General features: G+C 37.4%; 26 protein-coding genes and 2 other annotated features. Of the genes, 25 read left to right on the top strand and 1 reads right to left on the bottom strand.

Annotation, left to right across the window (positions count from 1 at the left end; all coding sequences use genetic code 11):
- A complete protein-coding gene (pdxT, locus tag KFV12_RS12680; protein WP_111717449.1) occupies positions 1–561 on the top strand; it encodes a pyridoxal 5'-phosphate synthase glutaminase subunit PdxT in 561 nt (186 codons plus the stop codon).
- A 93-nt stretch (positions 562–654) separates the two neighbouring features.
- Complete coding sequence (locus KFV12_RS12675) at positions 655–1,320, top strand: nitroreductase family protein (protein ID WP_239243140.1); 666 nt, start codon at positions 655–657, stop codon at positions 1,318–1,320.
- 43 nt (positions 1,321–1,363) lie between these two features.
- Here the strand turns inward: KFV12_RS12675 and KFV12_RS12670 are convergent, their stop codons facing one another.
- Complete coding sequence (locus KFV12_RS12670; RefSeq protein ID WP_111717453.1) at positions 1,364–2,593, bottom strand: NupC/NupG family nucleoside CNT transporter; 1,230 nt, start codon at positions 2,591–2,593, stop codon at positions 1,364–1,366.
- A gap of 185 nt (positions 2,594–2,778) precedes the next feature.
- Between KFV12_RS12670 and KFV12_RS12665 the strand changes: the two genes are divergently transcribed.
- The 23 genes from KFV12_RS12665 (at position 2,779) to rpoB (ending at position 24,786) form a co-directional block, all read left to right on the top strand.
- Positions 2,779–3,240, top strand: a complete 462-nt coding sequence (locus tag KFV12_RS12665) for a CtsR family transcriptional regulator (protein WP_099577322.1) — start codon at positions 2,779–2,781, stop codon at positions 3,238–3,240.
- A gap of 11 nt (positions 3,241–3,251) precedes the next feature.
- Complete coding sequence (locus tag KFV12_RS12660) at positions 3,252–3,644, top strand: UvrB/UvrC motif-containing protein (protein ID WP_254256915.1); 393 nt, start codon at positions 3,252–3,254, stop codon at positions 3,642–3,644.
- Positions 3,634–4,644: a protein arginine kinase gene (locus KFV12_RS12655; protein ID WP_111717457.1), complete on the top strand. Its 1,011-nt coding sequence runs from the start codon at positions 3,634–3,636 to the stop codon at positions 4,642–4,644. Before KFV12_RS12660 ends, KFV12_RS12655 begins: the two co-directional genes overlap by 11 nt.
- 12 nt (positions 4,645–4,656) lie before the next feature.
- Positions 4,657–7,080, top strand: a complete 2,424-nt coding sequence (locus KFV12_RS12650; RefSeq protein ID WP_099577328.1) for an ATP-dependent Clp protease ATP-binding subunit — start codon at positions 4,657–4,659, stop codon at positions 7,078–7,080.
- Between the two features lie 152 nt (positions 7,081–7,232).
- Positions 7,233–8,594 carry a DNA repair protein RadA gene (radA, locus tag KFV12_RS12645; RefSeq protein WP_096077851.1) on the top strand — a complete coding sequence of 454 codons (1,362 nt, stop codon included), beginning with the start codon at positions 7,233–7,235 and terminating at the stop codon, positions 8,592–8,594.
- A gap of 12 nt (positions 8,595–8,606) precedes the next feature.
- Positions 8,607–9,662 (top strand): PIN/TRAM domain-containing protein, encoded by a 1,056-nt coding sequence (locus KFV12_RS12640; protein ID WP_111717459.1) that lies wholly within the window; start codon positions 8,607–8,609, stop codon positions 9,660–9,662.
- 1 nt (position 9,663) lies between these two features.
- Complete coding sequence (ispD, locus tag KFV12_RS12635) at positions 9,664–10,335, top strand: 2-C-methyl-D-erythritol 4-phosphate cytidylyltransferase (RefSeq protein ID WP_308192413.1); 672 nt, start codon at positions 9,664–9,666, stop codon at positions 10,333–10,335.
- A complete protein-coding gene (gene ispF, locus KFV12_RS12630; RefSeq protein ID WP_254256914.1) occupies positions 10,332–10,814 on the top strand; it encodes a 2-C-methyl-D-erythritol 2,4-cyclodiphosphate synthase in 483 nt (160 codons plus the stop codon). The genes ispD and ispF overlap by 4 nt, the downstream gene beginning before the upstream one ends.
- Before the next feature lie 13 nt (positions 10,815–10,827).
- Positions 10,828–12,279 (top strand): glutamate--tRNA ligase, encoded by a 1,452-nt coding sequence (gltX, locus tag KFV12_RS12625; RefSeq protein ID WP_436970150.1) that lies wholly within the window; start codon positions 10,828–10,830, stop codon positions 12,277–12,279.
- A gap of 42 nt (positions 12,280–12,321) precedes the next feature.
- Positions 12,322–12,490 (top strand) — a binding site (T-box leader).
- Between the two features lie 38 nt (positions 12,491–12,528).
- Complete coding sequence (gene cysE, locus KFV12_RS12620) at positions 12,529–13,170, top strand: serine O-acetyltransferase (RefSeq protein WP_111717466.1); 642 nt, start codon at positions 12,529–12,531, stop codon at positions 13,168–13,170.
- Positions 13,154–14,548: a cysteine--tRNA ligase gene (gene cysS, locus KFV12_RS12615; RefSeq protein ID WP_111717468.1), complete on the top strand. Its 1,395-nt coding sequence runs from the start codon at positions 13,154–13,156 to the stop codon at positions 14,546–14,548. Before cysE ends, cysS begins: the two co-directional genes overlap by 17 nt.
- Positions 14,541–14,939 carry a Mini-ribonuclease 3 gene (locus KFV12_RS12610; RefSeq protein ID WP_111717470.1) on the top strand — a complete coding sequence of 133 codons (399 nt, stop codon included), beginning with the start codon at positions 14,541–14,543 and terminating at the stop codon, positions 14,937–14,939. The genes cysS and KFV12_RS12610 overlap by 8 nt, the downstream gene beginning before the upstream one ends.
- Positions 14,939–15,691: a 23S rRNA (guanosine(2251)-2'-O)-methyltransferase RlmB gene (gene rlmB, locus KFV12_RS12605; protein WP_096077859.1), complete on the top strand. Its 753-nt coding sequence runs from the start codon at positions 14,939–14,941 to the stop codon at positions 15,689–15,691. Before KFV12_RS12610 ends, rlmB begins: the two co-directional genes overlap by 1 nt.
- Positions 15,688–16,206 (top strand): NYN domain-containing protein, encoded by a 519-nt coding sequence (locus KFV12_RS12600; protein WP_111717472.1) that lies wholly within the window; start codon positions 15,688–15,690, stop codon positions 16,204–16,206. The genes rlmB and KFV12_RS12600 overlap by 4 nt, the downstream gene beginning before the upstream one ends.
- Before the next feature lie 77 nt (positions 16,207–16,283).
- Complete coding sequence (locus KFV12_RS12595) at positions 16,284–16,910, top strand: sigma factor (protein WP_111717474.1); 627 nt, start codon at positions 16,284–16,286, stop codon at positions 16,908–16,910.
- 151 nt (positions 16,911–17,061) lie between these two features.
- Positions 17,062–17,241 carry a preprotein translocase subunit SecE gene (gene secE / locus KFV12_RS12590; RefSeq protein ID WP_099577350.1) on the top strand — a complete coding sequence of 60 codons (180 nt, stop codon included), beginning with the start codon at positions 17,062–17,064 and terminating at the stop codon, positions 17,239–17,241.
- A gap of 11 nt (positions 17,242–17,252) precedes the next feature.
- Positions 17,253–17,798, top strand: coding sequence for a transcription termination/antitermination protein NusG (gene nusG, locus KFV12_RS12585; protein ID WP_099577352.1), 546 nt, complete (start codon positions 17,253–17,255; stop codon positions 17,796–17,798).
- 155 nt (positions 17,799–17,953) lie between these two features.
- A complete protein-coding gene (rplK, locus tag KFV12_RS12580; protein WP_096077864.1) occupies positions 17,954–18,376 on the top strand; it encodes a 50S ribosomal protein L11 in 423 nt (140 codons plus the stop codon).
- Positions 18,377–18,484: 108 nt separating this feature from the next.
- Entirely contained in the window at positions 18,485–19,180 is a 696-nt protein-coding gene (gene rplA, locus KFV12_RS12575) for a 50S ribosomal protein L1 (protein ID WP_099577354.1), read from the top strand.
- Between the two features lie 48 nt (positions 19,181–19,228).
- Positions 19,229–19,355, top strand: a sequence feature (ribosomal protein L10 leader region).
- A 36-nt stretch (positions 19,356–19,391) separates the two neighbouring features.
- On the top strand, positions 19,392–19,916 hold the full coding sequence (gene rplJ / locus KFV12_RS12570) for a 50S ribosomal protein L10 (protein ID WP_165958653.1): 525 nt from the start codon (positions 19,392–19,394) through the stop codon (positions 19,914–19,916).
- 61 nt (positions 19,917–19,977) lie between these two features.
- Positions 19,978–20,343 carry a 50S ribosomal protein L7/L12 gene (gene rplL, locus KFV12_RS12565; RefSeq protein WP_255724770.1) on the top strand — a complete coding sequence of 122 codons (366 nt, stop codon included), beginning with the start codon at positions 19,978–19,980 and terminating at the stop codon, positions 20,341–20,343.
- A 112-nt stretch (positions 20,344–20,455) separates the two neighbouring features.
- A complete protein-coding gene (locus tag KFV12_RS12560; protein WP_239243135.1) occupies positions 20,456–21,052 on the top strand; it encodes a class I SAM-dependent methyltransferase in 597 nt (198 codons plus the stop codon).
- Positions 21,053–21,243: 191 nt separating this feature from the next.
- Positions 21,244–24,786, top strand: coding sequence for a DNA-directed RNA polymerase subunit beta (gene rpoB / locus KFV12_RS12555; RefSeq protein WP_111717480.1), 3,543 nt, complete (start codon positions 21,244–21,246; stop codon positions 24,784–24,786).
- Positions 24,787–24,794: the final 8 nt, after the last annotated feature.

The following is a 24,794-nucleotide window of genomic DNA, read 5'->3' as shown; positions in this document are numbered from 1 at the left end:
ATGAAGATTGGTGTATTAGCACTGCAAGGTGCTGTAAGAGAGCATATTCATCATATTGAACTGGCAGGCCACACAGGGGTGCCTGTAAAGCGTGTAGAACAACTAGAGGATATCGATGGATTAGTATTGCCCGGGGGAGAGTCGACAACGATGCGTCGTCTGATGGATCTCTATGGCTTTACTGAAACGTTACGCCAAAGTGAATTACCGATGTATGGTACATGTGCTGGTTTAATCTTACTTGCAAATGATATCGTCGGATATGATGAAGGTCATCTAAAGAAGATGGACATCACTGTTGAACGTAATTCATTTGGACGACAAGTCGATAGCTTTGAAGCCGATCTAGACGTTAAGGGCATTGAAGAACAAGTCAATGCAGTCTTTATCCGTGCGCCACATATTGTATCAGTTGGACCGGAAGTGGAAGTATTAAGTTCAGTAGAAGATAAGATGGTAGCAGTTAAACAAGGAAAATATCTCGGTATATCATTCCATCCAGAACTTACTGAAGACTTTAAGATTATGAAATATTTTATAGAAGAAATGGTTCAATCATAAACTCCAGTGCACACTGGAGTTTTTCTTTTAGAAATTATTTAATGCGTGCTATAATCTATCAGTACAAAATAAGTGATAAAGGAGTATTTATCAATGAAAGGGTTAACATTAAAAGAAGCAATTGAATCACGTCATTCTATTAAAGAATTCGATCCCGAAGTAAAAATTCCACAAGAAACGATGGAAGAGATGATTGCACTTGCTACTAAAGCACCATCATCTATCAACTTGCAGCCGTGGCGTTTTGTCATTATTGAGTCGGATGAAGCGAAAGAAGCGATTCGAGATCATGTGCAATTTAATACACGTCAACTTGATACAAGTGCTGCGTTTGTCCTTGTACTTTCAGATAACAATCATGTGAACGACCTGGATAGAATAATGCAGAAGAATGTTTCAAAAGGTTATATGAATCAAATTGTAAAAACTGAAAATACACAAATTATGCAGCAGTTAATTGATAAAGCGCCTAAAGAATTAATGTATGCGCAAGGGATGATGGATGCTGCAATGGCAGCGATGCAGTTTATGCTGATTGCGAAAGATTATGGTTATGACACGAATCCTATCGGAGGATTTGAGCGTCTGGAAGTACTGGATGCCTTAAATATTGATAGTGAACGTTATGCGCCAGTAATGTGTATTGCAATAGGTAAAGGTATAAAAGAACATTATCCATCGAGCAGACATGATGTTTCAGAAATAATGTCATATAATATTTCTGAAACAGGTGTTATTGGTAAGAAAAAAGGATTCTAACAAAAAAAGCTCAATCTGAAAATTTCAGATTGAGCTTTAACTATTATAAGAAGAATCCAGCGATTGTTGCTGAGATGAATGATACAAGTGTTGCACCATATAATAATTTTAAACCGAAACGAGCAACGACATCACCTTGTTCATTGTTCAATGATTTGATTGCCCCTGCAATAATACCGATAGAAGAGAAGTTCGCAAATGATACTAAGAATACTGATACGATACCAATTGCACGTTCTGATAATTCGCCGGTATTACCTTTAACGATTGACTGAACGTCTAACATAGCAACAAACTCATTCGATACAAGTTTCGTCGCCATAATCGATCCTGCTCGCACTGCATCATCCCAAGCAATACCTGTTAAGAATGCAAGTGGTGCAAACACATAACCTAGAATAGTCTGGAAGTTGACGTCACCAGGTGTAAATGCATCAACGATACCATTAAGCATCGCGATTAAAGCGATATATCCGATTAACATTGCAGCAACAATTACCGCAACCTTAAACCCATCTAAAATATATTCTCCTAACATTTCAAAGAATGATTGTTTCTTTTCATCCGTATTTGTCCCCATAATTACAGCATTTTCTTCTTCTGCTGAAACAACGTAAGGGTTAATGATTGAAGCAATGATAAAACCGCCAAATAAGTTTAAGATAATAGCTGTTACGACATATTTAGGTTCAATCATCGTAAAATATGCCCCGACGATAGATAGTGATACCGTACTCATTGCTGAAGCAGTCAACGTATATAAACGGTGCTTTGGAATAAAAGGTAATTGTTTCTTAATAGAAATGAATACTTCTGATTGACCTAAAATTGCTGCAGCTACTGCATTAAATGATTCTAATTTCCCCATACCGTTTACTTTAGAAATCAACCACCCTAAATATTTAATAATGAATGGTAAGATTTTTAAGTATTGTAAGATTCCGATTAAAGCTGAAATAAATGTGATCGGTAATAATACATCCATAAAGAAAGTTGAAGCAGCAGGTACTTTACCGACAGCTGGATTTTCCAGACCACCAAATACGAAGTTGACACCTTGTTCTGCATAGCCTAGTAAATAACCAAAACCAGTAGCTAATGCTTCTACTAATTTGATTCCACCTGAAGTTTTAAGTAAAAGAAAAGCAAGTAGAAACTGAATGGCCATCATGATACCGATATATTGCCAACGCACACTCTTTTTATCTGAACTCATAACCCACGCAAGTAACAAGAAGACAACAAGACCGACGATACCGATAATATAATTCATGAAATCTCTCCTTTAGTCATATTTTTTATACTATAGATATCATACTACACAACGAATGAAAGCGCTAAACAATTTTTCAACTTATTATGAAAATTTGTTCATCAAAAAAGGTCAAACAAATTATTTGATTAACAAAGTAGGATTAAATATAATTAAGTCAAAGAAGGTCAAAGGTGGGTGATGTCATGCACAATATGTCAGATATAATTGAACAATATTTAAAACAGTTACTCGAAGAAGCGCAGGATGATGTTGTCGTAATTAAACGTGCACATATTGCTGAAAAGTTTGATTGCGTTCCATCACAGTTGAACTATGTCATTAAAACGCGCTTTACGAATGAACACGGCTATCAGATTGAAAGTAAACGTGGTGGCGGAGGATATATTCGTATCACAAAGATTGAATCAAATAATAAGGCGGCATTTATTGAGCATTTAATGGAATTAACGGGTAAACAGATTTCACAACAAAATGCAGAACGTATTATAGAAGGTTTACACCAAAATGAATTGATTAATGAGCGCGAGAAAAAGATTATACTTGGTACGATTCATCGTGATGTTTTAATGGTAGATGTACCTTATCGTGATTATATACGCGCTAACATTTTACAAAATGTGCTGAATATCATTCATTATAACTAAGGAGAGATTGTATGCCATACGAAGAAGAATTTTCAATGAATCAGTTACTCAAACACTTGTTAAATAGTGGTGAGTTTCAAGCAGCCCATACACCTAACAAGTGTCCAAATTGTGGACTGACTTTAAGAGAAGCATTACACATCGGCAAATTTGGTTGTCATGAATGTTATAACACTTTTAGTGATTATGTACCGCAAGTCATTGAACGTGTGCAAGCCGGTAATTTACAGCATATTGGTGTAACACCACATAAATCACAAGAAAAGATTGCACTGAAGAAAAAGATAGAAGCACTGGAAGAGAAATTACAAACATTAGTAGAAAAACAAGCGTTTGAAGAAGCGGTTGGTGTGCGTGATGAAATTCGTGCACTTAAGGAAGGTGGAGATACACATGCTGAATAAACATCTTCAGAATATATTAAGTGACTGGATGCAGACAGCTGATGAACCTGCCGTTATCTTAAGTTCACGTATCAGACTCGCACGTAATCTGGAAAATTTCGTTCATCCGATGATGTTTGCTGAAGATACTGCTGATAAAGTAATTGAAGAAGTATCGAATGTATTAACGGAGGATTACGAACTAATAAAGATGGCTGAAACACCGATGAAAGAGCGCCAAATGCTGGTTGTTAAACATTTGATCAGCAAAGAATTGATGGATACGAAACACGGTGCAGTATTAATCAATGAAGATGAATCAGAAAGTATCATGGTTAACGAAGAAGATCATATTCGTATACAAGTTTTAGGACATGATTTATCACTGCACCATTTATATGAAAGAGCACGCACTATAGACAAAAAACTTGATGAAAAACTTATGATTTCTTATGATGAGCACTACGGTTATCTCACAACATGTCCAACAAATATTGGAACAGGTTTACGCGCAAGTGTTATGCTACATCTGCCGGGGCTTTCTATAATGAAACGTATGTCGCGAATCGCACAAACGATTAATCGGTTTGGATTTACGATTCGTGGTATTTATGGGGAAGGTACACAAGCTTTAGGACATGTGTATCAAGTGTCAAATCAGTTGACGCTCGGTAAATCAGAAGAAAGTATCATCGATGATCTAACGCAGGTTGTTGAACAAATTATTGAAGAAGAAATCAATATGCGTAAGCGTATGAATAATTATGACCATGTCGATACAGTAGATAGAATCTACAGAAGCTTAGGGATACTCAAGTATAGTCATAAAATTTCTGTAGAAGAAGCGAGTCTTAGATTAAGTGAGATTAAACTGGGTATTGATATGGGCATCATAAAAGATACACCATTTAGGTTTAATGAACTGATGGTTGCTATACAGGCACCATTTATTGATAAATTGTATCCAGAAAATAAACAAATAGATGAAAAAAGAGCACAAATGCTACGAGAGCATTTGTAAGGAGGATAAAATATGTTTGGTAGATTAACTGAAAGAGCGCAGCGCGTGTTAGCACATGCACAAGAAGAAGCGATTCGTTTAAATCATAATAATATTGGCACAGAACACTTATTATTAGGCCTTGTGAAAGAACCTGATGGTATTGCTGCGAAAGTGTTAGCAGCATATAACATTACAGAAGAAAAAGTTGTACAGGAAGTAGAACAATTAATTGGTCATGGCACAGATATGGGTGGAACGATTCAATACACACCACGTGCTAAAAAAGTAATTGAATTATCGTTAGACGAAGCACGTAAACTTAACCATAACTTTGTTGGTACTGAGCATATTCTATTGGGATTAATTCGTGAGAACGAAGGTGTTGCAGCACGCGTGCTTGCAAATCTTGATTTAAATATTACGAAAGCACGTTCTCAAGTCGTTAAATTATTAGGTAGTCCGGAAATGGATGCTAAAGGTCATGGTGAAGCGAAAGCACAAGGCACACCAACATTGGATGGATTAGCGCGTGATTTAACGGTTATCGCTAAAGATGGTACATTAGACCCTGTTATTGGTCGTGCTGATGAAGTAACGCGTATCATTGAAGTATTAAGCCGTCGTACGAAGAACAATCCGGTATTGATCGGTGAACCAGGTGTTGGTAAAACTGCCATCGTTGAAGGATTAGCACAAGCAATTGTAAACAATGAAGTGCCTGAAACGTTAAAAGGTAAACGTGTTATGAGTTTAGATATGGGTACAGTTGTAGCTGGTACGAAATACCGTGGTGAATTTGAAGAACGTCTTAAAAAGGTAATGGATGAAATTCATGCAGCTGGCAACATCATTTTATTCATTGATGAATTACACACATTAATTGGTGCTGGTGGTGCTGAAGGTGCAATTGATGCATCAAACATTCTGAAACCTGCATTAGCACGTGGAGAAATTCAATGTATCGGTGCAACAACTTTAGAAGAATACCGTAAATACATCGAAAAAGATGCAGCGTTAGAACGTCGTTTCCAACCTGTTCAGGTAGATGAACCAAATGTAGAAGATGCAATTGAAATTTTACGTGGTTTACGTGACCGTTACGAAGCGCATCACCGTATTCAAATTTCTGATGAAGCATTAGTTGCAGCCGTAAAAATGAGTGATCGTTACATCTCTGATCGTTTCTTACCAGATAAAGCGATTGACTTAATTGATGAAGCAAGTTCAAAAGTGCGTTTACGTAACTATACAACGCCACCAAGTTTAAAAGAACTTGAAGCTGAACTTGAAAAAGTAAAAAATGAAAAAGATGCTGCAGTGCATTCTCAGGAATTCGAACAAGCAGCAGCGTTACGTGACAAACAGTCACAACTTGAAAAGCAATTAGATGAAACGAAAAAAGAATGGCAAAAAACGCAAGGTTCTAACAACACATCAGTAACGCCTGATGATATTGCAATTGTTGTTGCGAACTGGACGGGTATTCCATTAAATAAAATTGCAGAAACCGAATCACAAAAATTATTGAACTTAGAAGAAATTTTACATGATCGTGTAGTAGGACAACATGATGCGGTTGTATCAATTTCTAAAGCTGTACGTCGTGCTCGTGCTGGACTAAAAGACCCGAAACGTCCAATCGGAAGCTTTATCTTCTTAGGACCAACTGGTGTTGGTAAAACTGAGCTTGCAAGAGCTTTAGCAGAAGCGATGTTTGGTGAAGAAGATGCAATGATTCGTGTAGATATGAGTGAATTTATGGAGAAACATAGCGTGTCTCGTTTAGTAGGTTCACCTCCAGGATATGTTGGTTTTGAAGAAGGTGGCCAATTAACTGAGAAAGTGCGTCGTAAACCGTATTCAGTTATTTTATTCGATGAAATTGAAAAAGCTCACCCAGACGTATTTAACATGTTATTACAAGTGTTAGATGATGGTCGATTAACGGATTCTAAAGGGCGTACAGTAGACTTTAGAAATACTGTAATCATTATGACAAGTAACGTTGGGGCTCAGGAATTAAAAGATAATAAATTCGTAGGATTTGGTGGTAGTGATGCGGCACAGGATTATGAAACTATCCGCAAAACGATGATGGATGAGTTAAAGAAACAGTTCCGTCCTGAGTTCTTAAACCGTATTGATGATATTATCGTGTTCCATAAGTTGGAGAAAGAACAATTAAAAGAAATCGTTACGTTCATGGTCAATGGCTTAACGAAACGCTTAAAAGAACAAGATATTTATATTACATTAACAGACGCTGCGAAAGAAAAAGTAGCTGATGATGGATACGATCCAGAATATGGTGCACGTCCGTTAACACGTTCTATCCAAAAGAACATCGAAGATAAGTTATCTGAAGAGTTATTAAAAGGTGAAGAATTAGCTGGCCACAATGTGACAATTGATTATAAAGATGGCGAATTTGTAATTACAAAAGAAAAGCAATAATGAAACACATACTGCTGAAATAATAGTAGAAACACTGTTATTTCAGCAGTATTTTTATTTTTTAAATATTATTGCATCATATTAGGGGTTAACATTGTCTAAACATGCAAAAAGATTTAAAATAAATACATATTATAATGGGGGGGAATATATTGGCTAAAGTGAAATCAACTTTTGAATGTATGGCCTGTGGTTATCAGTCCCCAAAATGGATGGGTAAATGTCCGAATTGTGGCGCCTGGAATCAGATGGAAGAAGTCATCGAACATAAACAAAAAGGACCAAAAACAGCAATACATCAGCAAGATTCAAATTCTAAAGTAGAAAAATTAAAAAATATAACGAAAGAAAGTGTGCCAAGAGACCATACGCAAATGGGAGAACTTGACCGTGTATTAGGTGGCGGTATTGTCCCTGGCTCACTCGTGCTCATTGGTGGCGATCCTGGTATCGGAAAGTCAACATTGTTACTGCAAGTGTGTGCGATGTTGTCACAACGTCATCCTGTACTTTATATATCTGGTGAGGAATCGGTAAGACAAACAAAACTCCGTGCAGATCGCTTAAAGGAAGATGCTGGAGAATTAGATGTGTATGCGGAGACAAATCTTCAAATCATCCATGAAACCGTGAAGAAGATGCAGCCGAAGTTTTTAGTGATTGACTCGATTCAAACGATTTTTCATCCGGAAGTAACGAGCGCACCAGGTTCAGTATCTCAAGTGCGTGAATGTACGCAGGAGTTAATGCGTATTGCAAAGCAGATGAATATTGCGACCTTTATCGTCGGTCACGTTACAAAAGAAGGGCAAATCGCAGGACCACGTTTACTTGAACATATGGTGGATACTGTACTTTATTTTGAGGGCGATACACATCACAGTTACCGTATTTTACGCGCCGTGAAAAACCGTTTCGGTTCTACAAATGAAATGGGCATTTTTGAAATGCGCAATACTGGCCTTACAGAAGTATTAAACCCGAGCGAAATGTTCTTAGAAGAACGTACGAAGAATGTAGCTGGGTCTACGATTGTTGCGACAATGGAAGGCACACGTCCACTCCTTGTTGAAGTTCAATCATTGGTATCACCTACATCATTTCATAACCCTAGACGTATGGCGACGGGTATTGATCACAATCGTTTAACACTGTTAATGGCAGTATTAGAGAAGAAACAAGGTTATCTGTTACAGCAACAGGATGCCTATGTCAAAGTAGCAGGTGGTGTGAAATTAGATGAACCCGCTGTTGATTTAAGTATTATTATTAGCATTGCGTCAAGTTATAATGATAAACCAACCCGTGGCGATGACTGCTTTATCGGAGAAGTAGGTTTGACTGGAGAAGTAAGACGTGTTGCGCGTATTGAACAACGCGTGCAGGAAGCAGAAAAACTTGGATTCAAACGTGTCATTATTCCAAAGAACAATATCGGTGGCTGGGATTTCCCAGGGAATATTGAAGTGATTGGTGTAACAAACATAAGCGAAGCATTAAAGCTTGCATTTTAAGGAGGTGAAAATATGTTAAAGAAATTAGTAACGTTAATATTTATTGTAGTAGGTGCAAGCTTAGGGATTTTTGCGATACCTGAATTGATTCGTTTATTTAATTTGAATGTTCCTGAAATTCTGAAGAATGCATATGTTGATGGTGCGATTGGGATTATTGTCTTTTTTATTTTATTTTATTGGTTGATTGATCGCGTAGTTAACCTCATTATTAAAGGTGAAAAATCTTTATTAAACATTAATTTTATGGAACTTATCTTTGCAACGCTCGGTATGATTTTAGGATTGATGATTGCTTCGATGATCAGTTTAATCTTTAACTTTATGGGCTTTACATTACTCAAAAATACAGTGCCGGTTATTCTGGCGGTTGTATTAGGTTATTTAGGGTTTCAGGTTGGACTAAAGAAACGTGATGAAATTCAAAGTTTCTTACCAGAACGATTCCAGAGCAGTTCAAACAAACGCCGTGTGCTGGATAATACGAAATTATTGGATACGTCGGCAATCATTGATGGCCGTATTTTATCAATCGTAGAATGTGGATTCTTAGATGGTACAATTATTGTTCCTCAAGGCGTATTAGATGAATTACAGCTTATCGCAGATTCAACAGACGGTATGAAGCGCGATAAAGGACAACGTGGACTGGACATTTTAAGTCAGCTTCAGAACACAGGTCACCCGATAAAGATTGTCCCTGGTAATAAAAACATTAAAGAAGTCGACCAATTATTAGTCGCAATGGCAAAAGAATCGAAATCGAGCGTTATTACAACAGACTTTAACTTAAACAAAGTATGTCAGGTGCAAGGCATTAAAGTATTGAATGTGAATGATCTATCAGAAGCAATTAAACCAGTTGTCGCACAAGGTGATCAGTTTATGCTGAATGTGACGAAAGCTGGGAAAGAAGAGAACCAAGGTGTCGGATATTTAGAAGATGGTACAATGGTCGTTGTAGAGAATGGTAAACATTTAATTAATAAACAAGTGAACGTGGAAGTACAATCAGTACTTCAGACTGCTTCAGGCAGAATTATATTTACAAAGAAAGTGAATGACTAATATGTATGACGTAATCATTCCGGCAGCAGGCATGGGTAAACGCATGCAGGCGAATCAAAATAAAATATTACTGACAATCAATCATAAATCAATACTTGAACATACCGTTCAAGTATTTCAAAATGATGATAATTGTCGGGCGATTCATCTAGCTGCACAACGTGATGAAATAAGCACGTTACAATCAATGCTCACAAACTACAGTAAAATAGACATTATCACTGAAGGTGGTAGTGAACGCCAATATAGTATTTATAACGTATTAAAAGCGATTGCGCCATGTGAATATGTATTTGTGCATGATGCAGCAAGACCATTTGTTACGCAGCACACTTTAGACAAACTATATGAATCGGTGCAACAAAATCACAGTGTTATCGCAGCTGTGAAAGTAAAAGATACCATTAAACGTATAGAAAACAATCAAGTTACAGAAACATTAAAACGAGATGAATTATGGCAAATACAAACACCGCAGGCATTTAGCTATCAGTTACTACTTGATGCATATAATAAAGCAGATGCAGATCACTTTTTAGGTACAGACGATGCATCACTTGTTGAACGTATTTCTAAAGTTCATATCGTAGAAAGTGATTACGACAATATCAAGATTACAACGCCGGAAGACATGTTCTTCGCGGAAGCAATACTGAAGAAAAGAGGGTTATGATGAGAATTGGATATGGATATGATGTACACCAATTAGTCGAAGGTAGACCATTAATCATCGGCGGGATAGATCTTGTTCATGATAAAGGCTTACTGGGTCATAGTGATGCTGACGTATTATTACATGCGATTACGGATGCGATTTTAGGTGCGGTGTCTCTTGGTGACATCGGAAAGTTCTTCCCGGATGATGATCCTAAATATAAGGGGGCGGATTCTAAGATTTTATTGAAAGATGCGTACCAGCACGTCCTTGATTTAGGTTATGAAATCGGGAATTTAGATGCAACAATCATTGCGGAAAAGCCGAAATTCAGACCGCATATTGACGCGATGCGTGAATCTATTGCGAACGTCTTAAATACAGACATATTCAATGTTAACGTCAAAGCAACGACGAATGAGAAGATGGGCTATTTAGGCCGACAAGAGGGAATACAAGCTCAAGCTGTGGTATTATTATTAAAGAAAACTAATTAATGGAGTGAATATAATGAGTAAAGTAAGAGTAAGATATGCACCAAGTCCGACTGGTTTCTTACACATCGGTAATGCACGTACTGCATTATTTAACTATTTATTTGCAAGACATAACGGCGGAGATTTTATCATCCGTATTGAAGATACAGATACTGCACGTAATGTTGAAGGCGGAGAAGCGAGTCAGTTAAAGTTCTTACAATGGTTAGGTATGGACTGGGATGAATCGATTGATAAAGATGGTGGATATGGTCCATATCGTCAATCTGAACGTGCAGATATTTACAATCCGATCATTGAAAAATTATTAGCTGAAGATAAAGCATATCGCTGTTATATGACTTCTGAAGAGTTAGAAGCAGAACGTGAAGCACAGCTTGCGCGTGGAGAAATGCCGAGATATGGTGGTAAACATGCACACTTAACAAAAGAAGAAGAAGCTGCTTTAATTGCTGAAGGTCGCGAACCTGCTATTCGTATTCGTGTACCGAAAGATAAAACTTATACATTTAATGATATGGTTAAAGGTGAAGTATCATTTGATTCTAACGGAATCGGTGACTGGGTTATCGTGAAAAAAGATGGTATTCCAACGTATAACTTCGCGGTAGCAATCGATGATCACTTTATGGAAATTACTCACGTTATCCGTGGTGATGACCATATTTCAAATACACCGAAACAAATGATGGTGTACGAAGCGTTAGGATATAATATCCCGACGTTTGGCCACATGACGTTAATCGTAAATGAAGACCGTAAGAAATTATCTAAGCGTGATGGTTCAATCATACAATTTATTGAACAATATCATGATTTAGGTTACTTGCCAGAAGCATTATTCAACTTTATCGGATTACTTGGCTGGTCTCCAGAAGGTGAAGAAGAAATCTTCTCGAAAGCGCAATTTATCGAAATGTTCGATGAGAAACGTTTAAGCAAATCACCAGCATTCTTTGATAAACAAAAGCTTGCATGGATCAACAACCAATATATGAAGACAAAAGATTTAGATACAGTATTTGAAATGACGTTACCGCACATGGAAAAAGCAGGTCTTATTTCAAACAACCCAACAGAAGCAGAACTTGCATGGGCAAAATCTTTAGTAAGTTTATATCAACAACAAATGAGCTACGCTGGTGAAATCGTTGAATTATCTGAGTTATTCTTCAAAGATGAATTAGCATTAGACGAAGAAGCATCAGAAGTTGTAAACGGTGAGCAAGTACCTGAGTTAGTAAAATCTTTAACAGCTCAACTTGAAGCGTTAGATACTTTTGACGCGGCAAGCATTAAAGCGGCAATTAAAGCAGTTCAGAAAGAAACTGGTATTAAAGGTAAGAACTTATTCATGCCGATTCGTGTGATGGTATCTGGCCAAACACATGGTCCTGAATTACCGAATACAATGGAGTTATTAGGTAAAGATAAAGTTATCGAGCGTTTAAGTGTTTACGCATAATGAAACAAAAATAGTTGAAAAATAATCGCAATCTATTATAATCAGAATATGAGAATAAGTAGATAGTTAAATTATCTAAAGAGAGCATACGGTTGGTGCAAGTATGTGATAAATTAATTGTTGAATGCATCTCATCGTGTTAATTGCATATTTTTAAAGTGAGTAGATTTATCTACTAATCAGAGTGGAACCGTGCAGAAGCACCTCTTATTTTAGAGGTGCTTCTTTTTTATATTGGGAGGTGTGTGTATGTTCGCAAGAATTAAAGATGACATTAATATGGTGTTTGAACAGGACCCGGCTGCAAGAAGTAGTTTAGAAGTGTTTTTGACATATTCAGGATTACACGCTGTATGGTGGCATTTAGTTGCGCACTGGTTCTTTAATCATAAAATGTATTTTATCGCACGTGCGATCAGTCAGATTTCAAGATTTTTCTCAGGTATTGAAATTCACCCTGGTGCAAAGATCGGTAAAAGATTGTTCATTGACCATGGTATGGGCATTGTCATCGGTGAAACGTGTACGATTGGTAATAACGTAACAATTTATCAAGGTGTGACACTAGGCGGTACAGGGAAAGAGAACGGGAAACGTCACCCTGATATCGGAGATAACGTGTTGATTGCGGCAGGCGCAAAAGTACTCGGGAATATTCAAATCGGTAACAATGTGAATATTGGTGCGAATTCTGTCGTATTGAAGTGCGTACCTGACTTTTCTACTGTAGTGGGTATTCCAGGACACATTGTAAAACAAAATGGTGTTAAAGTCGGTAAGAGCTTTGAACATACAAATTTACCGGATCCGATTTATGAAAAATTAAAAGAATTAGAACGTCATTTAGAGGCGACAAAAAAAGGAGAGATTGTTGATGATTACATTATATAACACGTTAAGTCGTAAAAAAGAAAAGTTCGTACCATTAGAAGAAGGTAAGGTGAAGATGTATGTGTGCGGTCCTACCGTATACAACTACATTCATATCGGTAATGCACGTCCTGCAATCAGTTTCGATGTCGTTAGACGTTACTTTGAATACCGTGGCTATGAAGTCAACTACGTGTCGAACTTTACAGATGTTGACGACAAACTCATTAAAGCTGCCAATGAATTAAATTCGACTGTGCCAGAAGTAGCTGATCGATTTATTGAAGCGTACTTTGAAGATACGAGTGCCCTTAATTGTAAGCATGCGACACATCACCCACGTGTTATGGATCATATGGATGATATTATTTTGTTTATCGAAGAATTGATCAAGAAAGACTACGCCTATGAAAGTGGCGGAGATGTTTATTTTAGAACACGTAAATTTGATGGATACGGGAAGTTAAGTCATCAGTCAATTGACGAACTTAAAGTCGGTGCACGTATTGCAACGGGTGAACTAAAGGATGATGCGTTAGATTTCGCGTTATGGAAATCAGCAAAGCCTGGTGAAATCAGCTGGGATTCTCCGTGGGGTAAAGGTCGACCAGGCTGGCATATCGAGTGTTCAGTAATGGCGAAGAAACATTTAGGTGATTCCATTGATATCCATGCAGGCGGTTCTGATTTAACATTCCCACACCACGAGAATGAAATCGCGCAATCTGAAGCACATAATGACACAACATTTGCAAATTACTGGATGCATAACGGGTTTATCAATATTGATAACGAGAAGATGAGTAAGTCGTTAGGCAACTTTATTTTAGTGCACGATATCATTAAAGAAGTTAATCCGAATGTATTGCGTTTCTTTATGATCAGCGTACATTATAGAAATCCAATCAACTACAATATGGAGCTTGTTTCTAGCGCGAAAGCAGGGCTTGAACGTATTCAAAATGCATATGCAGCGCTGCAGGAAAGAAAAGAAATTTCTGTAGGGATTGTTGATCACACTGAGATGATCAAAGTAGTTGATGATATTTTAGTGCAATTTGAAACAGCGATGGATGATGATTTTAATACAGCAAATGCAATCACAGCTTGGTATGAATTAGCGAAACAAGCCAATATCTACAATCAGAATGAATCAACAGATTTAAAAGTGATTGATCGTTTCCTGGAAGTGTTCGAAATCTTTAGTGAAGTATTAGGTGTCAAACTGGTTGAAGAAAAAGAATTGCTTGATGCTGACATCGAAGCATTAATAGCAGAACGTGAAACAGCACGTAAAGAACGAAACTTTGCACGTGCAGATGAAATTCGAGACTTATTAAAAGAACAAAATATTATTCTGGAAGATACGGCACAAGGTGTGAGATTTAAACGTGGTTAACGAAGCGAGTCTTTATAATCCACTGACACTTGCTTATTTAGGTGATGCAGTACTCGATTTACATGTCAGAAATTATATCGTAAGAGAAAAGAATAAAAAGCCGAATGAACTCCATCGTCAGGCAACATTTTTTGTATCTGCTAAAAGTCAGGCGCAAACGTTTGATACTTTAGTTGATGAAGGTTATTTTACTGAACAGGAAAAAGAAATATTAATGCGCGGACGTAATGCCAAAAGTCATACCCGCGCGAAAAATACAGATGTTATTTCCTATAAGAAAAGTACCGCACTTGAAGCGGTTATCGGTTATTTACATTTAAATAACGAAACAGAACGATTACAGACGCTGCTGGATAAAATCATCACGTTATGTGAAATGAGGGGTAAATAATGAAAAAAGAAACAACTGATGAAATGATAGTAGGACGTCATGCTGTGAAAAGCGCGATTGAGTCGGATCACGAAATCAATAAAGTGTTCATCCAGGAAGGCATCAATAAATCACAAATTTCAAGCATATTAAATTTATGTAAGGAAAGAAAGATTATTGTTCAGACAGTACCGAAATCAAAGCTTGACCATTTATCGGATGTACCACATCAAGGGATTATGGCGATGATTTCACCATATGAATATGTAGATCTGGATGACTTCTTAAATGCGCGTGATAAAGATAAGTTAAGCACGATTATGATTCTTGATGGTTTAGAAGATCCACATAATCTCGGTTCTATTTTAAGAACGGCAGATGCGATTGGAATAGACGGTATATTGATTCCGAAACGTCGTTCAGTAAGCTTAAACCAAACGGTTGTGAAAGCTTCAACTGGCGCGATTGAACATGTGCCGGTAATGCGTGTCACAAATATTAGTCAGGCAATAGATAAACTGAAAGAAGCAGGATACTGGGTTGCGGGGACGGATGCCAGCAAATCAGTTGATTACCGTAAGATGGATGCTAATATGAACCTTGCGATTGTTATCGGTTCAGAAGGTGAAGGAATGAGTAGGCTCGTTAAAGATAAATGTGACTTCTTAATTCACTTACCAATGGTTGGACATGTTAATAGTTTGAATGCTTCAGTGGCAGCGAGTTTGTTAATGTACGAAGTTTATCGTAAAAGGAACCCACTTGACGCATGATAAAAAAATATACCATCATTGATGGTTATAATGTCATCGGACAAAGTTCACGACTCAAACAACTTGCACAAGAGTCATTAGAAGAGGCACGTATTCAACTATTGCTTGAAATTGCGAATTATAATGCACGTATTGCGGATGAAATGATTGTAGTGTTCGATGCATATGATGTGAAATCTCATGAGCGCGAAGAAGTGTTTCATGGCATCCGTGTTGTCTATTCTCGGGAAAAGGAAACGGCTGATGCAGTCATTGAACGGCTTGTCTACGAGATGTATGAAAAGCACATTACAACGATCAAGGTCGTAACGAGTGATTTATCAGAACAGCATACGATATTTGGCAGTGGTGCGTTAAGAATCCCGTCCCGTGAGTTTATCAACAATTTGCGTGAAGAAGAAATCAATGTGGCGAAAGATATGGTGAAGATGGATAACAATAAACCGCGTACACGTATTGAAATCGATCAGAAAACGAAAGAGCGATTAGAAAGATTAAGGCGCGGAGATTATTAATTCAAGATAATTTTATTGTTTGAGATAATCATTTATTACATTTAACCTAAAGAAAAATACATCTAGAGGTTAAGCGCATGTTTAAAACTTATACACAAATGATTTGTGAAGAACAAACAATGTATCATCTTAAACCGGTAGAACATATTGTAAAAGATATTCAGAGTGGTAATATCGATGCTTTTGATAGTCTTGTAGCAAGACTACGTAATGGTATTGAAGTCCATATTCGTAAAATTTCGTATAGAGACCACGAAGCTTTATATCAAGAGAGTCTGATTGCGTTATATCAGGCAGTGAAAGTCTATGACCCAATAAAAAGCGATAATTTTGAAAGGTTTTATTTTTACCATTTGAAATATGCGTTGCTGGATTATGTGAGGGAGTTGCAGAAAGAGCGCAATCGTCCTATTGTCAGTTTTGAAACGACGCAGTATGACGATGAACCATCGCTTGAAGCGTTCATACAGGATGTGAACGCATTGCACCCTGATATTGAAAGTGAACTTGTTGATTTACAGTCGCGTATGACTCCTGTTGCATTGCAATTGAGTCCGCTTGAATATCGCGTCCTGGAATATTTAAAGGAACAGATGCCTGTCAAAGCGATGGCAGCAATTGAGAATGAATCGCTGAAAACAATTCATAATGCAATTTCAAGATTGAAAGTTAAGATTAAATCCTTCATACAAGGTACATGTTAGTTTGACAAATTACAATTTCACCGTTATATTAAACTAGGATTAGAATGAATGAATGTGATGATTAGACGTGAACAATATAGTACTAAAAAATAAGTATCGAATTACGGTTCGGTCTATTTTTTATCAATTTAAACATGACGGAGGCAAACGCATGGAACATAAAGAAAATTTCTTTCAAGGTGTTATTTCTGAGATGAAAAAAACTTCATGGCCAACTGGTCAGGAAGTTGTTAGAGATACAACAATCGTAGTATTAACTGTATTATTCTTTATTATTTTCTTTTACGCAATCGATTTAGGCATTTCTGAGCTTATTCGATTAATTAACTAAGGAGGCATATTATGTCTGAGGAAAGCAAAAAGCATTGGTACGCAGTTCATACGTATTCAGGCTATGAAAACAAAGTAAAAGACAACTTAGAAAAACGTCTTGAATCTATGAATATGCAAGATCAAATCTTTAGAGTTGTTATTCCGGAAGAAGAGGAAACAACGATTAAAGACGGTAAAGCAAAAACATCTGTAAAGAAAACATTCCCTGGTTACGTTTTAGTAGAGCTAGTGATGACGGATGAATCTTGGTATGTTGTACGTAATACACCAGGTGTTACAGGTTTCGTAGGATCTGCCGGTGCAGGTTCTAAACCAAATCCATTATTACCAGAAGAAGCTAAGTTTATTTTGAAATCAATGGGTATGAACGAAAAAACGATCGATGTTGAAATTGAAGTTGGTGAACAAGTGCGCGTAACGAGCGGTCCTTTTACAAACCAGGTTGGTGAAGTGAAAGAAATCGATATCGAGAAATACAAATTAACAGTATTAGTAGATATGTTTGGTCGTGAAACACCAGTTGAAGTTGAATTCGATCAAATCGAAAAATTATAATATAAATTTTTAAAAAATAAAATGTAAATTTTCACTTGCAATTTTTATGAGTAAGTGGTAATATTTTATGGTCGTGCTAATTAGTACGGTTGTTGAGTGGGAGGGTAAATATCATACCCTGTGACCACATCACGATATTATAGGAGGTGCACATCGTGGCTAAAAAAGTAATCAAAGTTGTTAAATTACAAATCCCAGCAGGGAAAGCGAATCCAGCGCCACCAGTTGGTCCAGCATTAGGTCAAGCAGGTGTTAACATTATGGGATTCTGTAAAGAATTTAACGCGCGTACACAAGAACAAGCAGGTTTAATTATTCCGGTTGAAATTTCTGTATTTGAAGATCGTTCATTTACATTTATCACTAAAACACCACCTGCAGCAGTTTTACTTAAAAAAGCAGCTAAAATCGAAAAAGGTTCTGGTGAACCGAACAAGACTAAAGTTGCTACAGTAACTGAAGATCAAGTACGTGAAATCGCTGAAGCTAAAATGGAAGATTTAAATGCAGCAAGCGTTGAAGCGGCAATGAGAATTGTTGCTGGTACTGCTCGTAGTATGGGTGTAGAAATTAAATAGTATTTTAAGATTTAACAAGCAGACTTATCTAAGTCTGCTCTTGCACTGTTATAGACAGTGCCCGTGGGAGGACATTCCGCTAAAACCACTATAAGGAGGAAATAAGAAATGGCTAAAAAAGGTAAAAAATATCAAGAAGCCGCTCAAAAAGTTGATAACACTAAATTCTACTCTGTAGAAGAAGCTATCAAACTCGCGCAAGAAACAAGCACAGTAAACTTTGACGCTTCTGTTGAAGTTGCATTCCGTTTAGGAATCGATGTACGTAAAAATGACCAACAAATCCGTGGGGCAGTTGTATTACCAAACGGAACTGGTAAAACACAACGTGTATTAGTATTCGCTAAAGGTGAAAAATTAAAAGAAGCTGAAGCTGCAGGCGCTGACTACGTTGGCGATGCTGAATACATCAACAAGATCAACCAAGGTTGGTTCGAATTCGATGTAATCGTAGCAACTCCAGACATGATGGGTGAAGTTGGTAAACTTGGACGTGTCTTAGGACCTAAAGGTTTAATGCCAAACCCTAAAACTGGTACTGTAACGATGGACGTAACAAAAGCTGTTCAGGAGATCAAAGCTGGTAAAGTAGAATACCGTGCTGAGAAATCTGGTATCGTTCACGCTTCAATCGGTAAAGTATCATTTGATACTGCTAAATTAGTTGAAAACTTTAACACTTTAAAAGATGTTTTAGCTAAAGCTAAACCAGCATCATCAAAAGGTACTTATTTCAAAACTGTTTCTGTAACTTCTACTATGGGCCCTGGTATCAAAGTTGACCCAACAGAAGTTAGAAACTAATTTTAAAAAAATAAATTGACAAGATTCAAATTTCACGATATAGTGTAATTTGTATTTTATAAATAACCTAAGACAGTAGGGGCGTATGCTTAATAATCCTACCGAGGTGAAATTTGACTTGATGAACTTTCAAGCACTTTTTACCATGGGTGAAAAGTGCTTTTTTAATACTTTATTAGAAAAGCACGAAAATCTTAATGGAGGTGTCATAATGAGTACAAAAGCTATCGAAATCAAACAACAAAAAGCTGATTTGATCACTGAACAATTAAAAAATTCAGTATCAACTATCATCGTTGACTATCGTGGTTTAACTGTTGCGCAAGTAACTGAACTACGTAAACAACTTCGTGAAGCTGGTGTGGAATTCCACGTTTACAAAAATACTTTAGTACGTCGTTCAGCAGAAGCTGCTGGTATCGAAGGACTTGAAGAATTTTTAACTGGACCAAACGCTATTGCATTCTCTAACGAAGAAGTTGTTGCGCCAGCAAAAATTCTTGCTGACTTCGCAAAAGAAAACGAAAAGTTAGAAATCAAAGCCGGTGTTATTGAAGGTAAAGTGACTAGCGCTGATGATATCAAAGCTATCGCATCATTACCATCAAAAGAAGGACTTATCTCAATGGTTCTTTCAGTATTACAAGCTCCAATGCGTAACTTCGCATATGCAGTTAAAGCTGTTGGAGAACAAAAAGAAGGCGGAGAAGAAGCTGCTCCTGCTGAAGAAGCATAATTCACTTAGCCAAAGACAATTAGTATCATAAAAAACTTAAATTAAATGGAGGAATACAATCATGTCAAACGAAAAAATTATCGAAATGATTAAAGAAATGTCAGTTTTAGAATTAAACGATTTAGTTAAAGCTATCGAAGAAGAATTCGGTGTTACTGCTGCTGCTCCTGTAGCTGCTGCTGGTGCTGCTGGTGGCGAAGGTGCTGCTGCAGAAAAAACTGAATTCGACGTAGAATTAGTATCTGCTGGAGCTTCAAAAATTAAAGTTGTTAAAGCTGTTAAAGAAGCTACTGGTTTAGGATTAAAAGACGCTAAAGACTTAGTTGATGGCGCTCCTAAAGTAGTTAAAGAAGGCGTATCTAAAGACGAAGCTGAAGAATTAAAAGCTAAATTAGAAGAAGCTGGAGCAACTGTAGAAGTTAAATAATTTCTCTTTTGTCCGAAACCCGTTATGTATATAACGGGTTTTTCTTGCTTTATATTGGTATAATTTCAACTGAGTGCGCATTGCGCTGAGTTGAAATAAGTGAGGTGTTAAGGTGAGTCATTATTATAGTGAAGAACAAACGGTAGAAAGCAATGAAAGTATCATCAGCTTTAATATGGGGAACCACAGTTTGAAGCTTACGACGGATAGTGGTGTATTTTCAAAAGGTGGCGTTGATTTCGGATCTAACTTACTCGTCAAAACTTTTTTAGAAGATACACGTCCTGCTCGAGTACTTGATGTCGGATGTGGATATGGCACGATGGGCTTAATGGTGGCAAAGCATTATCCGGAATCAACAGTACATATGGTAGATGTGAACGAACGCGCATTATCTTTATCTGAAAGAAATAGTAATGCTAACAATATTCATAACACAACAATCTATAAGAGTGATGGATTAAATGGAGTAACAGAACGTTTTGATGCAGTGATTACAAACCCACCAATTCGTGCGGGCAAAGACGTTGTTCATCGCATATTAGAAGATAGTGCGAAAGTGCTTGATAAAGACGGTGCGCTATACGTTGTCATCCAAAAGAAACAAGGTATGCCATCAGCTAAAAAGAAGATGGAAGACGTTTTTGGTAATGTTGCAGTTCTGAAGAAAGATAAAGGTTACTATATATTAAAGAGTGTAAAAGGTTGACCTTATACATTCCGTCTGTTATAGTAATAGAATGTAAAAATTTAAATGAATAAGTGTGCACTTTTCTATCTAATTTTAGGAGAAATGAGTTTAAAATAAAATGTGAAAATGGAGTTATGTGATTCCGTTTTCTTTTTGTCTTATTCCTCTGTTTAGGTAAAAGGCACCACAATTTTTGAGGGGTGAATCTGTTGACAGGTCAACTTATCCAATACGGAAGGCATCGTCAGCGTAGAAGTTACGCAAGAATTTCCGAGATTTTAGAATTACCTAACTTAATAGAGATTCAAACAAAATCTTATGAATGGTTCTTAGAAGAAGGTTTAATCGAGATGTTTAGAGACATTTCACCAATTGAAGACTTCACTGGAAATCTTTCATTAGAATTTGTTGATTACAAATTAGGTGAGCCAAAGTACGATTTAGATGAAGCAAAGAACCGTGATGCTACTTACTCAGCGCCACTTCGAGTAAAGGTACGATTAATTATTAAAGAAACAGGTGAAGTGAAAGAACAAGAAGTCTTTATGGGTGATTTCCCATTAATGACTGATACAGGTACGTTTGTCATCAATGGTGCAGAACGTGTTATCGTATCTCAGTTAGTTCGTTCACCATCTGTATACTTCAATGATAAAGTCGACAAGAATGGTAAAGTGAGCTTTGGAGCGACTGTTATCCCTAACCGTGGTGCGTGGCTTGAATATGAAACTGATGCGAAAGATGTAGTATTTGTTCGTATTGACCGTACACGTAAATTACCGATCACTGTACTTTTACGTGCATTAGGATTCTCAAGTGACCAGGAAATCATTGATTTATTAGGTGACAACGAGTATTTACGTAACGCATTAGACAAAGATAATACTGAGTCAACTGAAGCTGCATTACTTGAAATTTATGAACGTTTACGTCCAGGTGAACCACCTACAGTTGAGAATGCGAAGAGTCTATTATACTCTCGTTTCTTCGACCCAAAACGCTATGATTTAGCAAGCGTTGGACGTTATAAAATGAATAAAAAGTTACATTTAAAACACCGTTTATTCAATCAAACGTTAGCTGAGCCAATCGTTGATGTAGAAACAGGTGAAATCGTAGCTGAAGAAGGTACACTTTTAGATCGTCGTAATTTAGATCAAATTTTAGATGTACTTGAAAACAACGCCAACCAAAAAGTATTCACTTTAGAGAATGGTTTATTAGACGAGCCGATTGAAATTCAATCTGTTAAAGTTTATGTTCCTGGAGATGAAGAAAAACGTACGACAACAATTATCGGTAATGCATTCCCAGATGAAGAAGTGAAGTGTATCACACCTGCTGATATTTTATCTTCTGTAAGTTATTTCTTTAACTTATTAGCTGGAGTAGGTTTCACTGATGATATCGATCACTTAGGTAATCGTCGTTTACGTTCAGTTGGTGAATTATTACAAAACCAATTCCGTATCGGTTTAAGTCGTATGGAGCGTGTTGTACGCGAACGTATGAGTTTACAAGATACTGAATCTGTAACGCCTCAACAATTAATCAATATCCGTCCAGTCATTGCATCTATTAAAGAATTCTTTGGTAGTTCACAGTTATCTCAGTTCATGGACCAGGCAAACCCATTAGCTGAGCTTACACATAAACGTCGTTTATCTGCATTAGGACCTGGTGGTTTAACAAGAGAACGCGCAGGTATGGAAGTACGTGACGTTCACTACTCTCACTATGGCCGTATGTGTCCGATTGAAACGCCGGAGGGACCAAACATCGGGTTAATCAACTCACTTTCAAGTTATGCGCGTGTTAATGAATTTGGTTTCATTGAAACACCATACAGAAAAGTTGATATTGAAACAAATACTGTCACATCACAAATTGACTATTTAACAGCTGACGAAGAAGATGCTTACGTTGTTGCCCAAGCGAACTCACGCTTAGACGATAATGGTAAGTTCTTAGATGACGAAGTTGTTTGTCGTTTCCGTGGTGATAATACTGTAATGGCACGTGAACGCATGGATTACATGGATGTTTCACCGAAACAGGTTGTTTCTGCTGCCACAGCTTGTATCCCATTCTTAGAAAACGATGACTCGAACCGTGCCTTAATGGGTGCGAACATGCAACGTCAAGCAGTGCCGTTAATGAATCCTGAAGCACCATTTGTTGGTACGGGTATGGAACACGTAGCAGCACGTGACTCTGGCGCTGCAGTAGTAGCGAAATATAAAGGTCGTGTAGAGCACGTTGAAGCTCGTCAGATTAAAGTTCGCCGTATCGTTGAAGAAGGCGGAAAAGAAATCGAAACAGATTTAGATGTATATAAATTAGCTAAATTCGCACGCTCAAACTCAGGTACTTGTTACAACCAACGTCCTATCGTTGAAGCTGGTAACATCGTAACGAAAGGTGAAATCTTAGCAGATGGTCCTTCTATGGAACTTGGTGAGATGGCACTTGGTCGTAACGTAGTTGTTGGATTTATGACTTGGGATGGTTATAACTACGAGGATGCTGTAATCATGAGCGAACGTCTTGTGAAAGACGACGTATATACTTCTATCCATATTGAAGAATATGAATCAGAAGCGCGTGATACGAAGCTTGGACCTGAAGAAATTACACGAGATATTCCTAACGTATCTGACAATGCACTTAAAAACTTAGATGATCGTGGTATCATTTTCGTTGGTGCTGAAGTACGTGATGGTGACATCTTAGTTGGTAAAGTAACGCCTAAAGGGGTTACTGAATTAACGGCTGAAGAACGTTTATTACATGCAATCTTCGGTGAAAAAGCGCGTGAAGTACGTGATACTTCATTACGTGTACCACACGGTGCTGATGGTATCGTATTAGACGTTAAAGTCTTTAATCGTGAAGATGGCGACGAGTTACCACCAGGCGTTAACCAATTAGTACGTGTTTACATCGTTCAAAAACGTAAAATTCATGTTGGGGATAAAATGTGTGGACGTCACGGAAATAAAGGGGTTATCTCACGTATCTTACCAGAAGAAGATATGCCATTTATGCCTGATGGAACACCGATTGATATCATGTTAAACCCACTTGGGGTACCTTCTCGTATGAACATCGGACAAGTATTAGAGTTACACTTAGGTATGGCTGCTAAAAACTTAGGTCTGCATGTTGCGTCTCCAGTATTTGATGGAGCAAACGATGAAGATGTTTGGTCAACAATCGAAGAAGCTGGTATGGCACGTGACGGTAAAACTGTACTTTATGATGGACGTACTGGTGAACCATTCGATAACCGTGTATCAGTTGGTGTAATGTACATGCTTAAATTAGCCCACATGGTTGATGATAAGTTACATGCACGTTCAACTGGACCTTACTCACTTGTTACACAACAACCACTTGGTGGTAAAGCACAATTTGGTGGACAACGTTTTGGTGAGATGGAAGTATGGGCACTTGAAGCTTACGGTGCGGCGTATACTTTACAGGAAATCTTAACGTACAAATCTGATGATACTGTTGGTCGTGTGAAAACTTACGAAGCAATCGTTAAAGGTGAAAATATTCCTCGTCCAGGTGTTCCGGAATCATTCCGCGTATTGATGAAAGAGTTACAAAGTTTAGGGTTAGATGTAAAAGTAATGGATAACAAAGATGAAGAGATTGAAATGCGTGATTTAGAAGATGACGATTTCATCGATTCAAAGATTAACCTTGCAAAAGCACCAACACCAGAAGCTGAGATCACTGAATAATCACTATC

The organism is Macrococcus epidermidis, from assembly GCF_024205965.1.
Taxonomy (GTDB): Bacteria; Bacillota; Bacilli; order Staphylococcales; family Staphylococcaceae; genus Macrococcoides; species Macrococcoides epidermidis.
The sequence above is the reverse complement of the archived record's forward strand: the minus strand, read 5'-3'. Positions and strand labels throughout refer to the sequence as shown.